At 59.4% G+C, this 14,143-nt stretch carries 13 protein-coding genes and 1 pseudogene; 13 read left to right on the top strand and 1 reads right to left on the bottom strand.

Annotated features, from left to right (window positions below):
- Positions 1-16: 16 nt before the first annotated feature.
- The 7 genes from def (at position 17) to OM794_RS03190 (ending at position 7,519) form a co-directional block, all read left to right on the top strand.
- Complete coding sequence (gene def, locus OM794_RS03220) at positions 17-529, top strand: peptide deformylase (RefSeq protein WP_088700541.1); 513 nt, start codon at positions 17-19, stop codon at positions 527-529.
- Positions 530-576: 47 nt separating this feature from the next.
- Complete coding sequence (gene fmt, locus OM794_RS03215) at positions 577-1,593, top strand: methionyl-tRNA formyltransferase (RefSeq protein WP_226250504.1); 1,017 nt, start codon at positions 577-579, stop codon at positions 1,591-1,593.
- Entirely contained in the window at positions 1,590-2,927 is a 1,338-nt protein-coding gene (rsmB, locus tag OM794_RS03210) for a 16S rRNA (cytosine(967)-C(5))-methyltransferase RsmB (protein ID WP_226250505.1), read from the top strand. Before fmt ends, rsmB begins: the two co-directional genes overlap by 4 nt.
- Positions 2,928-2,979: 52 nt before the next feature.
- Positions 2,980-3,186, top strand: coding sequence for a dodecin (locus tag OM794_RS03205; RefSeq protein ID WP_088700538.1), 207 nt, complete (start codon positions 2,980-2,982; stop codon positions 3,184-3,186).
- Between the two features lie 140 nt (positions 3,187-3,326).
- Positions 3,327-4,700, top strand: coding sequence for a Trk system potassium transporter TrkA (gene trkA / locus OM794_RS03200; protein WP_265154250.1), 1,374 nt, complete (start codon positions 3,327-3,329; stop codon positions 4,698-4,700).
- A gap of 52 nt (positions 4,701-4,752) precedes the next feature.
- Positions 4,753-6,201 carry a TrkH family potassium uptake protein gene (locus tag OM794_RS03195; protein WP_226250193.1) on the top strand — a complete coding sequence of 483 codons (1,449 nt, stop codon included), beginning with the start codon at positions 4,753-4,755 and terminating at the stop codon, positions 6,199-6,201.
- 43 nt (positions 6,202-6,244) lie between these two features.
- Entirely contained in the window at positions 6,245-7,519 is a 1,275-nt protein-coding gene (locus tag OM794_RS03190) for a TraB/GumN family protein (protein ID WP_226250192.1), read from the top strand.
- On the opposite strand, the gene OM794_RS03185 is transcribed toward OM794_RS03190, so the two are convergent.
- Positions 7,454-8,263 (bottom strand): tRNA-uridine aminocarboxypropyltransferase, encoded by an 810-nt coding sequence (locus OM794_RS03185; RefSeq protein WP_226250191.1) that lies wholly within the window; start codon positions 8,261-8,263, stop codon positions 7,454-7,456. The two genes, OM794_RS03190 and OM794_RS03185, sit on opposite strands and share 66 nt — an antisense overlap.
- Before the next feature lie 183 nt (positions 8,264-8,446).
- On the opposite strand from OM794_RS03185, the gene bioB reads away from it, so the two are divergent.
- The 6 genes and pseudogenes from bioB (at position 8,447) to bioA (ending at position 14,139) form a co-directional block, all read left to right on the top strand.
- Positions 8,447-9,547: a biotin synthase BioB gene (gene bioB / locus OM794_RS03180; protein ID WP_226250190.1), complete on the top strand. Its 1,101-nt coding sequence runs from the start codon at positions 8,447-8,449 to the stop codon at positions 9,545-9,547.
- Positions 9,534-10,697, top strand: coding sequence for an 8-amino-7-oxononanoate synthase (bioF, locus tag OM794_RS03175; RefSeq protein ID WP_226250189.1), 1,164 nt, complete (start codon positions 9,534-9,536; stop codon positions 10,695-10,697). Before bioB ends, bioF begins: the two co-directional genes overlap by 14 nt.
- Positions 10,679-11,407, top strand: coding sequence for an alpha/beta fold hydrolase (locus OM794_RS03170; RefSeq protein ID WP_226250188.1), 729 nt, complete (start codon positions 10,679-10,681; stop codon positions 11,405-11,407). The genes bioF and OM794_RS03170 overlap by 19 nt, the downstream gene beginning before the upstream one ends.
- Positions 11,404-12,185, top strand: a pseudogene (locus OM794_RS03165) (methyltransferase domain-containing protein). The gene OM794_RS03170 and the pseudogene OM794_RS03165 overlap by 4 nt, the downstream one beginning before the upstream one ends.
- Positions 12,182-12,871, top strand: a complete 690-nt coding sequence (gene bioD / locus OM794_RS03160) for a dethiobiotin synthase (protein WP_226250186.1) — start codon at positions 12,182-12,184, stop codon at positions 12,869-12,871. Before OM794_RS03165 ends, bioD begins: the two are co-directional and overlap by 4 nt.
- Positions 12,868-14,139, top strand: coding sequence for an adenosylmethionine--8-amino-7-oxononanoate transaminase (bioA, locus tag OM794_RS03155; RefSeq protein WP_226250185.1), 1,272 nt, complete (start codon positions 12,868-12,870; stop codon positions 14,137-14,139). Before bioD ends, bioA begins: the two co-directional genes overlap by 4 nt.
- The last annotated feature ends 4 nt before the right edge of the window (positions 14,140-14,143 follow it).

Below are 14,143 nucleotides of genomic sequence, written 5' to 3'. Positions count from 1 at the left end.
CGGTGATTGTAACGCCATGGCCAAACTTCCTATTCTTGAATTCCCCGATGAGCGCCTGCGCACCAAGGCCGCTCCGGTGGAAACCGTCGACGATGAGGTACGCCAACTCGTCGACGATATGCTGGAGACCATGTATGACGCACGGGGTATCGGCCTAGCCGCGACCCAGATCGATGTCCATCGCCGTGTCGTGGTCATGGATGTCAGCGACGATAACTCCCAGCCGCTGGTGCTTATCAATCCGCGCTATACCCCGATTGGCGACGAGAAAGAGCCGCTCTCAGAAGGCTGCCTGTCGATTCCCGAGCATTACGCCGAAGTGCCGCGCTACCTTAAAGTGCAGCTCAACGCGCTGGATCGTAATGGCGATGCCTACGAACTGGAAGCGGAGGGCCTGTTGGCACACTGTATCCAGCACGAGTACGACCATCTTGAGGGCGTGCTGTTTGTGGACTACCTGTCGCCGCTAAAGCGTGACCGTATCCGCAAGAAAATGCAGAAACGCCATAAGCAGATGCAGGACGCCTAAGCCTTTTTCCTACTTACATTTCAGCTAAGCCAGGTAGCCCTCTCTCTATGTCAAGATTGCGCGTTGTTTTTGCCGGCACGCCTGAATTCGCCGCCTCCAGCCTTGCCGCGCTGCTGGAAAGCCAGCACGAGGTGGTGGCGGTGTATACCCAACCCGACCGCCCCGCTGGCCGTGGCCGCAAGCTAACGCCCGGCCCGGTCAAACAGCTGGCTCTGGCACACAGCCTGCCTGTCTATCAGCCCCAAACGTTAAAAGCGCCAGAGGCTCAAGCCGAGCTGGCCGCGCTCGAGGCCGACATTATGGTTGTCGTCGCCTATGGTCTGCTGCTACCCCAGGCCGTGCTGGACATACCGCGACTCGGCTGCATTAACGTTCACGCTTCGCTGCTGCCCCGGTGGCGTGGCGCAGCGCCGATTCAGCGCGCAATTGAAGCGGGCGACAAGGTATCCGGCGTAACCATTATGCAGATGGATGCTGGCCTGGATACCGGCGCGATGCTCACGGAAGTGCGCACGCCTATTACAGAGCGCACCACCGGCGGCGATTTGCATGACCGCCTCGCCATTCAAGGCGCCAATGCGCTGATCAATACCCTGGACGATCTGGCCACTGGCACCGCTCGCGCCACGCCTCAGCCGGAAGAGGGCGTTACCTATGCCGCCAAGCTGAGCAAAGCGGAAGCCGAGCTCGACTTTAACCAGCCAGCTCACCTGCTCGCCAGCAAGATTCGTGCCTTTAACCCCTGGCCGGTGGCCTGGTGCGCATTAGGCGATGATCGCTTGCGGCTACTAATGGCGAACGTCGAAGAGGGCGAGCATCCAGCCTGCGAGCCCGGCACACTACTCAATCACGGCGATGATCATCTGCGGATTGCCTGTGGGCAAAACGGCCGCGAGGTACTTTGTGTGACTAGCGCACAGTTGCCTGGCGGTAAAGCCATGTCCGTACGTGACTTACTGAATGCGCGCCACGCGCGCCTTGCTACCGGCACTCGTCTTGGTGCTCGTTTTGATGCTCTTTTTGATAAACCAGCGGCCCAGGCCAGCGAAGGAGAAGCACCATGAGCCAAAAGCGCTCCCCTCAAGGTGGTGGCAGTGGTCAGGAAGTCCGCGCTGCTGCGGCCCGCGCCTTGGCCCCGGTGCTTAGCGACCAGGGTTCCCTGGCGGGGCTGGATGAGCACAGCGTGGTGGCCCGCGACCGCGGATTGCTCAAAGAGCTCTGCTTCGGCACCTGCCGCCGCTTACCACGCTTGGAAGCCCTTGCCGGCGTGCTGCTGAAACAGCCGTTTAAAAAACGCGACAGCGATATTCAGGCGCTGCTGCTGCTGGGTATTTACCAGTTGCTGTATATGCGTATTCCCGCCCATGCGGCGGTAGGCGAAACCGCTGGCGCTGCGCGCTTACTGAATAAGGAGTGGGCCACTCGCGTATTAAATGGTTGCTTGCGGCGGCTACAGCGCGAATCCGAGGCACTCCAGGCCCAGGTAGACCGGGACGAGAGCGTCGCGCTAGAACATCCGCCGTGGCTCCTCAACGCCTTGCGTCAAGCATGGCCAGAGCAGTGGCGCAATATTATTGAGGCCAACAACCACCCTGGGCCGATGACATTAAGGGTCAATCAGCGCTACAACGACCGTGAAGCCTATTTGGGCATGCTCACCGAACAGGGGTTAAACGGCCACTTATGCCCCCACGCCCCAGACGCCATCACCCTGGAAACGCCCTGCGATGTCACCGCGTTGCCCGGCTTTGACGAGGGCCACGTTAGCGTTCAGGACGAGGCCGCTCAGCTCTCAGCGGCACTGCTTGGCCCAGCCCTGGCACCACGGCCAGGCGCTCGCGTACTTGATGCATGCTGCGCGCCAGGCGGTAAAACGGCCCACTTGCTCGAGCAGTTTGATATTGCCCTAACGGCGATCGATAGCGATAACCAGCGCTTGGCGCGGGTGGAAGATACGCTCAGCCGCCTGGGTGTTGAGGCGGTGCTAGAACACGCCGATGCCACCGAGCGCGACTGGTGGAGCGGCACCCCCTTTGATGCCATTCTGCTCGACGCCCCCTGCTCCGGCACTGGCGTTATTCGCCGCCATCCCGATATCAAAAAGCTGCGCCGCAAGGATGATATCCGGCCGCTTGCCAAGCTTCAGCGCCAGCTGTTAGACAACCTTTGGCCCATGCTGCGCGAAGGCGGTACCCTGCTGTACGCCACCTGCTCGGTGCTACCGGAAGAGAACAGAGAGCAGATCGAGGCGTTTCTCGCCCGTACCCCCAACGCCCACGTCACCACGCCTAACGATGTTGCCTGGGGAATCACCAGCGGCGCGGGTCGCCAACTGTTTCCGGCCCAGAGCAGTCACGATGGCTTTTTTTATGCCAGACTAGAGAAGCGCACTGCCTAGATGCTAACTGTTGCTGTGTGGCAGTGAATTTATGACAAGGAAGGAGACATTTATGAGTCATCACACCTACAAGCATGTGGAACTGACCGGCTCTTCCGAGAAGGGTATTGAGGAAGCGGTACAGAACGCACTGGCCAAAGCATCAGAAACGATTAACCACATGCGTTGGCTGGAAGTCGTCGATACCCGCGGCCATATTGAAGATGGTCAAGTAGCCCACTGGCAGGTCACGGTTAAAGTGGGCTTTACGCTAGAGTAATCCCCACCTGCTTTTCGGCGGCGGCTGGTTTACACTGGCCGCCGTCTTTATTGCAGCGCATGATAGGTCACCGACCGGCCTTACCGCTTGGTCTTAATGGCATCGCGCGCTGGCGCTTTTAATGGAACCGATGCTCAGCAATGAAAATCATCATTCTCGGCGCCGGCCAGGTCGGCGGCACACTGGCAGAGCACCTCGCCCGCGAGGAGAACGACATCACCGTCGTTGATACTGACGCCAAAAAACTGCGTGAGCTGCACACCAAACTCGATATCCGCACCGTCACCGGAGCGGGCTCCTACCCCATTGTACTGCGCCAGGCGGGCTGCGAAGACGCCGATATGCTGATCGCCGTCACCAATAGCGACGAGATCAATATGATCGCCTGCCAGGTTGCCCACACACTATTCCGCACCCCGACCAAAATTGCCCGGGTGCGCGCCACGGCGTACCTGACCCGTAAAGGCCTCTTCGCTCACGAAGCGATTCCCATTGATGTACTCATCAGCCCCGAGCAGGTGGTCACCGACCACGTACGCCGCCTGATTGAGCACCCCGGCGCCCTACAGGTGCTGGAGTTTGCCGGTGGGCTGGTACAGCTGGTGGCGGTGAAAGCCTTCTACGGCGGCCCGCTGGTGGGCCAGGACTTAGCCTTTCTGCGCCGCCATATGCCCAACGTGGATACCCGCGTAGCCGCCATTTACCGGCGTAACCGGCCGATCATCCCCCGCGGCGACACGGTGATCGAAGCCGACGATGAGGTCTTCTTCCTCGCTGCCCGTCGTGATATCCGCGCAGTGATGAGCGAGCTACGCCGGGTCGAACGGGATTTCCGCCGCGTCGTGATTGCCGGGGGCGGCAATATCGGCGAGCGGCTGGCGGAGCATTTGGAGCATAGTCACCAGGTCAAGATCATCGAACACAGCCTGGAGCGCTGTACCACCCTCTCCGAGCGGCTAGATCGCACCGTGGTGCTCCACGGCAGTGCCACCAGCAAGCGTCTACTGGAAGAGGAGAATATCGAAGAGTGCGATATCTTCTGCGCGCTGACCAACGACGACGAAGTCAATATCATGTCGTCGCTGCTCGCCAAGCGCTTGGGGGCGAAGAAGGTGCTGACGCTGATTAACAACGCTGCTTACGTTGACCTTGTGCAGGGCGGCGAGATCGATATTGCCATCTCACCCCAGCAGGCCACCATCGGCAGCCTGCTCACCCACGTGCGCCGGGGCGATATCGTCAACGTCCACTCCCTGCGTCGCGGCGCCGCCGAGGCCATTGAAGCCATCGCCCACGGCGATAAGCAGTCATCGAAAGTGGTGGGCCGCACTATTCGTGAGATCGACCTGCCCGATGGCACCACGATTGGTGCGATTGTGCGCGGCAAAGAGGTCATCATCGCCCACGGCGATGTGATGATAGAGAGTGGCGACCACGTGATTCTGTTTGTGATCGACAAGCGCCGCATTCGCGATGTGGAGCGCCTGTTCCAAGTCGGTTTAACGTTCTTTTGATAACCCCCGAGCTACTGCCAATGGCAGCTAATAACAGGAGCATGCGACAACCATGAGTCTGCGGGTTATTTTGCGTATTTTAGGGCTGCTGCTCATGCTGTTCAGCCTGACCATGCTCCCCCCTACGCTGATCTCACTGTGGTTTCGCGACGGCGTGTGGAGTGCCTTTATTAGCGGCATTGCGATCTCAGTCTCCACCGGGCTGCTGCTCTACCTGCCTAATCGACGCTCGCAAAAAGAGCTGCGCATCCGCGACGGCTTTATTATTGCCGCGATGTTCTGGACGGTGCTGGCACTGTTCGGCTCGCTTCCGCTAATGCTATTTGGTGAAGGTTCACTGGGTATCACCGATGCGGTGTTTGAGTCGTTTTCCGGTTTAACCACCACCGGCGCCACGGTGATCACCGGTATCGATTTTTTACCCGAATCGATTCTCTACTACCGCCAGCAGCTTCAGTGGCTGGGCGGCATGGGTATCGTCGTTCTGGCCGTTGCCATTTTGCCGACCCTGGGGGTGGGTGGTATGGCGCTTTACCGCACCGAGATCCCAGGGCCGCTTAAAGACTCCAAACTCACACCGCGTATCACCGAGACCGCCAAGGCGCTGTGGTACATCTACGCCACGCTGACGTTAGCTTGCATGATTGCCTATATGCTAGCGGGCATGAGCTGGTTCGATGCCTTGAGCCATAGCTTTTCGACGGTTGCTATCGGTGGTTTTTCCACCTACGACGCCAGCATCGGCTACTTCGATAGCGCCGCCATCGAAATGATCTGTGTCGGCTTTATGTTGATTTCAGCGTTCAGCTTTAGCCTGCACTTTATCGCCTGGCGTGAAAAAAGCTTGATGCACTACTTTCACGACCCCGAAGCGCGTTTTTTAATGCTATTTTTGCTCGCGCTGTCAGTGATCACCGTGCTCTCTCTTTGGTTAACCGACACCTATGACGCGCTGCGCGGCCTGCGCCACGGGGTTTTCCAAGTTGTGTCGGTGGCCACCACCGCAGGCTTTAGCGTTGCCGACTTCTCCATGTGGCCCGGTGCCCTGCCCTTTCTGCTGTTTGTGGCAGCCTTCGTAGGTGGCTGCTCCGGCTCTACCGGCGGCGGCATGAAGGTTATCCGGATTATTTTGATCATCAAACAGGGCATGCGCGAGATTATGCGGCTGATTCACCCCAACGCGGTGATTGCGGTCAAAGTGGGCAAGGTCAGCGTTCCCGACAGCATTGCCCAAGCAGTCTGGGGGTTCTTTTCGGTTTACGTTCTGCTGTTCTTTTTAATGCTGGTGGGGGTAATGGCAACCGGGGTTGACCAGGTAACCGCCTGGTCGACGGTGGGCTCGGCCCTCAACAACCTCGGCCCTGCGCTGGGTGAATCCCACACGCACTACGGCGACATGCCCAGCCTGGCCAAATGGATATTGGTCATGGCCATGCTGCTCGGTCGCCTGGAAATTTTTACGGTACTGGTGCTGTTTACGCCCGCTTTCTGGCGGCGTTGAACCTCCACCAGACCCACTTATTTGATCGAATTGAGAGCTGTTAATGAACCACGATGATACATCTCCCCAAGAAACGCCCAACGCAGAGGCGGGGTCGCTGGCTGAAACAGCGACCCCGCTTCCCCCTACCAGTGGGCCATTAAAAACGTTCACCATTGGCGAAACCCGCTACACGCTGCTGGGCACTGCTCACGTGTCGGCGGAAAGCGCCGACGATGTTCGCACCCTATTGGATAGCGGTGCGTTTGACGCCGTCGCCATTGAGCTCTGCGATGCCCGTCACCACAGCATGGCTAACCCGGATGCCATGGGCGAACAGGATCTGTTTCAAGTCTTTAAACAGGGTAAAGCGGGCATGGTGGCCGCGAGCCTGGCGCTGGGCGCCTTTCAGCAGCGGATTGCCGATCAATCCGGCATTCAGCCGGGTGCCGAAATGCGTGCCGCCGTTGAGGAAGCCAGCCGTCGTCAGCTACCGCTGCTGCTGGTCGATCGCGATGTCGGCATAACGCTGAAGCGCATTTACAGCAATGTGCCCTGGTGGCAGCGCTTCTCGCTCTTCTCAGGCCTGCTGGGCAGCGTGTTATCCCGCCAGGATATCTCCAAAGAGGATATCGAAAAGCTCAAAGAGGGCGATATGCTGGAGGCCACCTTCAGCGAGTTTGCCGCCGAATCCGAAGCGCTCTATACACCGCTGATTCGTGAACGCGACCGTTATATGGCGCTGCGTTTGGCCGAGGAGGCGCCGCCGGGGCGCTACCAACACGTGTTAGTGGTGCTTGGCGCAGGCCACCTCAAAGGCACCGGCGAGCATCTTGAAGCCCCACTGCCCGCCGAGCCAAAGGTCGAGCGCGAAGCGCTGGAAGCCACCCCGCCGCCGTCCAGGATTTGGAAAGCGCTACCATGGTTGATTACCGCACTGGTGCTGACCGGTTTTGCGATTGGTTTTTCCCGCAACACCGACCTTGGCTGGCAACTGGTCGTTGAGTGGTTCCTGATTAACGGGATTCTCTCCGGCGGCGCAACCATTATCGCCATGGCGCATCCGGTGACCGTGATTGCCACCTTCTTTGCCGCGCCGCTCACTTCGCTGAATCCCACTATCGGTGCGGGCTTTGTGGCGGCGGGGGTTGAGCTCTTTATGCGCAAACCCAAAGTGCGCGATTTTTCATCGCTACGCCACGATGTCACCCAGTTAAAAGGCTGGTGGCAAAACCGGGTATCGCGCACCCTGCTAGTGTTTATTCTCGCCACGCTAGGCTCCGCGGTGGGCACCTGGGTGGCCGGATTCCGAATTGCTGGCGCTCTGTTTGGCGGCTAGGCGCCGCATCGCCGCAGTAGGCGGGTCGATTTTATGATGCAATCGGCTCGCCGCATAGCTATCGTTGAACACATCAAAGTAGTCATCCAACACGTCCGCTGCCGCTGTATCGCCCCCCTGGCGGAGCAGCTCAATTGCCACTTCCGCCGTGCATAAATGCGCTTTTGACGCCGGTTTGCGCAGCCGATAGCGCGTCTCGCGTTCGGTTTGCAAGGGCAGCACAGGCAAATCATCCAGGTAAGGGCTTTTGCGGAACATACGCCGCGCCTGACGCCAAGTACCATCCAAAATAACAAATACCGGGATGCGCGCCTGGGCTTTCGCCGCATGAACAGTTTCTATCCCCACCACACGGTCGGCATAGTCGGGCTGATCGTCCGGAAAAATCACAAAGGGCGCGTAGCGGGGATCTTTCAGCAACGCGGCTAGCTGGGCATCCGGCGCCGTACGGTACCAGGTAAACACCTGGGTCGTGGTGATCACATCGCCAATCAAGCGCCCGGTATTGGTCGGTTTAAAGTGCTCCAAGGGGTGCGTTAACAGCCACACCTGAGCCACGCTCTCCGCCTTCACTTTATACGGGCACAAGCAATTGAGTACCGGCAAATTGCAGCCTTCGCAGCGGGTAACAAAACTGCCGCGGGCTTTAAACTCACGCCTGGGCGGCCGCGGATATTCACTGGTGGGAACATCTTCAGAACCAACGACAGAGCGATCATTCACAGCGCTTTCAAAAGCAGACATCCGCGCTCCAGAAGAGGGAAACAACTAACAGTGAAAAGGGCGTGGAGTATAAATGAACGCGCCATATTTTGACGAATGTTTCCACCACACCACCGTAAACCTAAAAACCTTTCAACGTTGACACCCAAAGCGCAACGCCGCTAAAGTCTCGTCAACTATTAAAGGTAAAAAGGTTTACACCCCATGACCGTGCCCCATGAGCTATCCCACCAGCAGCGCCAAGAGCAAGGCTATCCGCAGCGTCACGACTGGACGCTGGATGAGATCAACGCGCTGTTTGCGCTACCGTTCAACGACCTGCTGTTTCAAGCCCAGCAGGCACACCGTGCCCATTTCGATGCCAACGCGGTGCAGGTCTCAACTCTTCTCTCGATTAAAACTGGCGCCTGTCCAGAGGACTGCAAATACTGCCCACAATCCGGCCACTACAATACTCAGCTAGAGAAAGAGAAACTGCTGGAAATCGAAAAAGTCGTCGAACAAGCCAAGGCAGCGAAAGAAGCCGGTGCCAGCCGTTTTTGTATGGGCGCGGCATGGCGCAGCCCCCGGGATAAAGACTTGCTGCTGGTGGAAGAGATGGTTCGTCAGGTAAAAGCAGTGGGCCTGGAGACCTGTATGACGCTGGGTATGGTGGACGGTGAACAGGCCAGCCGACTGGCCACCGCCGGGCTCGATTACTACAACCACAACCTGGATACCTCGCCGGAGTTCTACGGCGAAATCATCACCACTCGCACCTACAGCGACCGACTGGAAACCCTCTCTAACGTGCGCGATGCAGGCATGAAGGTCTGCTCCGGCGGCATTCTCGGCATGGGCGAAGATGCCCAGGATCGTAGCGCCCTGCTGCAACAGCTGGCCAAGCTCTCCCCGCACCCGGAATCCGTGCCCATCAATATGCTGGTGAAAGTCCCCGGCACACCGCTGGAAAACGTCGAAGATCTAGACCCCATCGAGTTTATCCGCGCCATTGCTGTCGCCCGTATTATGATGCCCCAGAGCCATGTGCGGCTCTCCGCTGGCCGTGAGCAGATGAACGAATCGACCCAGGCGCTAGCGTTTTTGGCAGGCGCCAACTCGATCTTCTACGGCGACAAACTGCTGACCACCGGCAACCCTCAGGCGGATCGTGACCGTGCTCTATTTGCTAAGCTGGGCCTGCATCCGGAAAAGCGTGAGACCTGCGAGAGCGAAGATACCCAAGCGGCGCGCCTCGCCCAACAGGCCCAACAGCAGGTGCACGCCGAACTGGTTGCCGAGCTGGCGGTAGATGCCAGTGTCTAAAGCGTGGCAACAGCGTCTGGCCGACGCCCGCGCCCATCGTCAACACACGGAGCGCTGGCGAACTCGTCAGGTAGCCAAAAGCAATACCCTCGACTTTGCAGGTAACGACTACCTGGGTCTTGCCCAAGACCCGCGTGTTAGCGAGGCCCAGGCAGCGGGCGCTCGCCTTTACGGTGCAGGCGCCGGTGCATCGCATCTGGTCAGCGGCCATAGGGAAGTTCACGACGCTCTGGAAGAGGCCCTGGCGCGCTGGACAGGCCGCGAGCGTGCTCTGCTGTTCTCTACCGGCTATATGGCCAACCTGGGCGTGCTGCAAGCGCTGGCAGATCGTCATACCGCTATTTTCCAAGATCGCCTCAACCACGCATCGCTCATCGATGGCGCTGCGTTAAGCGGCGCCCGCTCACGGCGCTACCATCACCGTGACATAAGCGATCTGGAAAACCTGCTGGGGCGCAGTGAGTGCGCACATAAACTCGTGGTTAGCGATGGCGTGTTTAGCATGGATGGCGATGTGGCTGACATCGCCAGTTTGGTCACCGTCAGCCAACGCCAAAGTGCATGGCTAATGGTGGACGACGCTCACGGCGTAGGCGTACTGGGTGAAAATGGCAGCGGCTGCGTGGGTAGCGCCTGGGGCAGTACCGAGGTGCCGATTTTGGTTGGCACCCTGAGCAAAGCACTGGGTACCGCTGGGGCCTTTGTGGCCGGCGATGCTGCCCTTATCGACCACCTGATTCAGTTTTCGCGCAGCTATATTTACACCACCGCCCAGCCGCCAGCCATTGCCGCCGCCACCCTCAAAGCGCTTGAGATCGTTCAGGGTGAACCCGAACACCGTGCCCAGCTCAACGCCAATACTACTTACTTCCGCCGCGAAGCGCTGAAACTAGGGCTACCACTCAGCAGCTCTGCCACACCTATTCAGCCGCTAATCTTGGCAGATGAAGCGCGCACTTTACGCTGGGCGGGTCAGTTGCAAACACGAGGTATTTCCGTGGGCGCCATTCGCCCGCCAACGGTGCCCAAGGGAGAGGCCCGGCTGCGCATCACCCTAAGCGCCCGCCACCAGCGGTGCGATATTGACTCGCTGTTAGCCGCGCTCGACCAGTGCCAGCATCAAGAGGCGTTATGCAGCCCCTGCGTTTAATGCTGCTCTCCGGCTGGGGAGTCGACCAGCGTATCTGGCAGCCACTGGAGGAGCACTGGCCCGCCCATTTGGCTGCCCAGGGGGTCGATTGGCCTGGTTATGGCGAAGCCCTTGCGCTAGGCGCTAACGCTACGCTTTCAGGGCTCGCGAAGGAGATGGCCGTGCCACTAGCCAGCGATGCGGTATGGGTCGGCTGGTCATTGGGTGGGTTACTGGCAGCGGCACTACTTGAGGAACTGCCCCCACCACGCGGGCTGATTCTACTCGGTGCCGGTAACACCTTCTGCGCTACCGACGGTGTCACTTCCGGCGAACTAAGCGCCTTTCGACGCGCCTTTCAGCGCGACCCCACCGCGACCTGGCAGCACTTTTTGCGCTGGCAGGCGCAAGGCGAGCCCAGCCCCAGACAGGCATACCGGCAGTTGGGTGATTTACTGGGGGATACGCTACCCGCCGACATCACCACACTCGCTGCAGGCCTGGACTGGCTGGCGTCGATTGATAATCGCCAGCGCCTAGCGGCGGCACCTTGCCCAGTGGTACGGCTCACTGGCGAACACGATCCATTAATCGGCCCCGCCCAACGCCGCGCCAGCGAGCTTTTAACCGGTGTTGGCCACTGTCCCATGCTCTCCCAGCCCCAGGCGCTGGCTGCTGCGATTACCCACCATGCCACCCAGATGGCTAACGCCGATAGGGCGGTTTTATGAACGCGCTAACGATGAAAAGCGATGCCAACTGGCAGGCACGGGTTGCTCACGCTTTCTCCCGGGCCGCCCCACGCTACGATATGCTCGCCAGCGCACAGCGGCAAATAGGTCAACGGCTGAGGGATTCGCTACCCGACAGCGCCTATAAAATACTCGATCTAGGGTGCGGCACCGGCTACTGGACGCAGCGCTTGGCTGAACGCTACCCCCGCGCTCAGGTGACCGGGTTAGATTTAGCGCCCGGTATGCTGGCGAAAGCCCGCCAGCGCTATGGTGACAATATCCACTGGCAGCAGGGCGACGCGGCGGCGCTACCGTTTGATGCCCATGCCTTTGATCTGGTGTTTTCCAACTTGGCGGTGCAGTGGTGCCGCGATATCGGCGCGGTGATGCATCAGCTTTACCGCGTTCTCACTCCCAGAGGGCAAGTGCATATCACTACGCTGCTACCCGGTACTCTGGAAGAGATCGCCTTTGCCTGGCAGCGCCCCGAAGCGTTGCTGCAACCACCTCATCGCGCCAACGTCGAACGGGCTATTAGTAAAAGCGGCTTAACTATCAACCAACAAACGACCACCGTTGAGCGCTTTTACTACCCCGACCTGCAAGCCGTGATGGCATCCATTAAAGGCGTTGGCGCGCAGCTTCCCCGGCCGAACACAAGCCTTACCCGAGCGGATATCGCCGCTGCAAAGCGCGCTTTGAGCAACTGCGCCAGCCGGAGGGCCTACCGGTGAGCTATCGCTGTTTAACGCTGCAACTGGAAAAATCGCCATGAACGTCTGGTTTGTAACGGGCACCGATACCGATGCGGGTAAAACATTAGTGACCAGCGGCTTACTGCACGCCGCCCACCAACAGCAGTTGAGCACGCTGGGCCTTAAGCCGGTGGCTTCAGGTAGCGAGCAGACCAGCGAAGGCCTGCGTAACGATGATGCAGTGGCGTTACAGCAGCAGAGTGTGCCTCCGGTCGACTATGCCACGGTGAATTCCATCGCCTTTGCCCCCGCCATAGCGCCTCATCTCGCCGCGAAGGAGGCGGGCCAGCCGCTTGAGGTTAGTGCCATCGTGAGTTCACTAGGCGAAACGCTTAGCCAAACACCCAGGGACTTCACCCTGATTGAAGGCGCCGGTGGCTGGCGCGTGCCATTAAACGACCAGCAGGATTTTGCCGACCTGGCGATAGCCCTAGAGTTACCGGTGATCCTGGTCGTCGGCTTAAAGCTAGGCTGCTTAAATCATGCCCGCTTAACGGCGGAAGCCATTCGTGCCGACGGCTTGGCACTCGCCGGTTGGGCGGGCAGCGTGGTGGATCCTGCCTTTGCGGCCGAACCTGCCCGTTTTGAAGCCAACATCGCGCATCTAAATACTAAACTGGCCGCCCCCTGTTTAGGCATTATTCCCCATCTTGATGCCCCCAGTGCAGAGGCTGCCGCCCCCTATCTCTCCCTGGAGCCGTTATGAAAACACCGGTTTGGCATCCTTATGCACACCTAAAAACCCAAACGCCCGCGCCCAAGGTGATGGGCGGTGACGGCGCTCACTTTGTGCTTGAGAGCGGCGAGCGTCTGCTGGATGCCACCTGCTCCTGGTGGTGCATGATCCACGGCTACGGCCACCCACGCCTGGTATCGGCCATTCGCGAACAGGCCGGCGAGCTGTGCCATGTGATGCTTGGCGGCTTAACCCATGAGCCCGCCGACCACCTGGCCCGCGAACTGGTGCGCATTACCCCCGCCGGTCTGAATCACGTTTTCTATTCGGACAGCGGCTCGGTGGGTATGGAAGTGGCGATGAAAATGGCGCTGCAGTACCAGGTGCTTACCGGCCACCCCGGCAAGCAAAAGATGCTCTCGCTGATGAAGGCGTACCACGGCGACACCACCGGCTGCATGGCGGTGTGCGACCCTGAAGAAGGCATGCACAGCCTGTTTGCCAGTCTGCTGCCCCAGCACCACTTCGCCCCGGCGCCCACAGCCCCTTTTGATGCCACCGATGAGCAGATCGAACACGATCTTAGCGCTCTGCGTAGCGTATTGGAGCGCCACCATCATGAGATTGCCGCGCTGCTGATGGAACCGCTTTTACAAGCGGCGGGCGGCCTCAATATGACCTCGCCCGCCTATGTTGCTGGCGCCAGGGCACTGTGCGATGAGTTTAATGTGCTGCTGATCTTTGACGAAGTGGCCACCGGTTTTGGCCGCACCGGCAAGCTATTTGCCGCTGACCACGCGGGCATTACGCCAGATATAATGGTTCTCTCCAAAGGTTTGACCGGCGGCTATTTAGGCCACGCCGCCACCTTGGCGACGGATCGAGTTCACGACGCCTTTATCGGCGACAGCCCCCAGCACGCCTTTATGCACGGGCCGACGTTTATGGGCAACCCGCTGGCCTGCCGCGTGGCACTGGAGAGCCTGCGGGTATTCGAGGAAGAGGATTACCTTGGCAAGATAGCGGCACTTAACCGCTTACTGCGCCGCGAACTGCTGGAAGACCGCGCGCTCAACGCGCATACCGGCGTTGCCGACGTGCGGGTGCTGGGCGCCACTGCGGTGATTGAAGCGCACTCCGCCGAGGCACTAAAAGGCGTAGGCGACTTCGCCCGGGAGCGGGGCGTCTGGCTGCGCCCCATTGGCCGCTGGCTCTATACCATGCCCGCCTATATCACCTCTGAAGCGGAGATGGCAAAGATTACCGACGTCATGAAAGCGTGGTTTCTGGATCAATAAACAG

The sequence above is a fragment of the Halomonas sp. BDJS001 genome (genome assembly GCF_026104355.1).
In the GTDB taxonomy this organism is placed as follows: Bacteria; Pseudomonadota; Gammaproteobacteria; order Pseudomonadales; family Halomonadaceae; genus Vreelandella.
The sequence above is the reverse complement of the archived record's forward strand: the minus strand, read 5'-3'. Positions and strand labels throughout refer to the sequence as shown.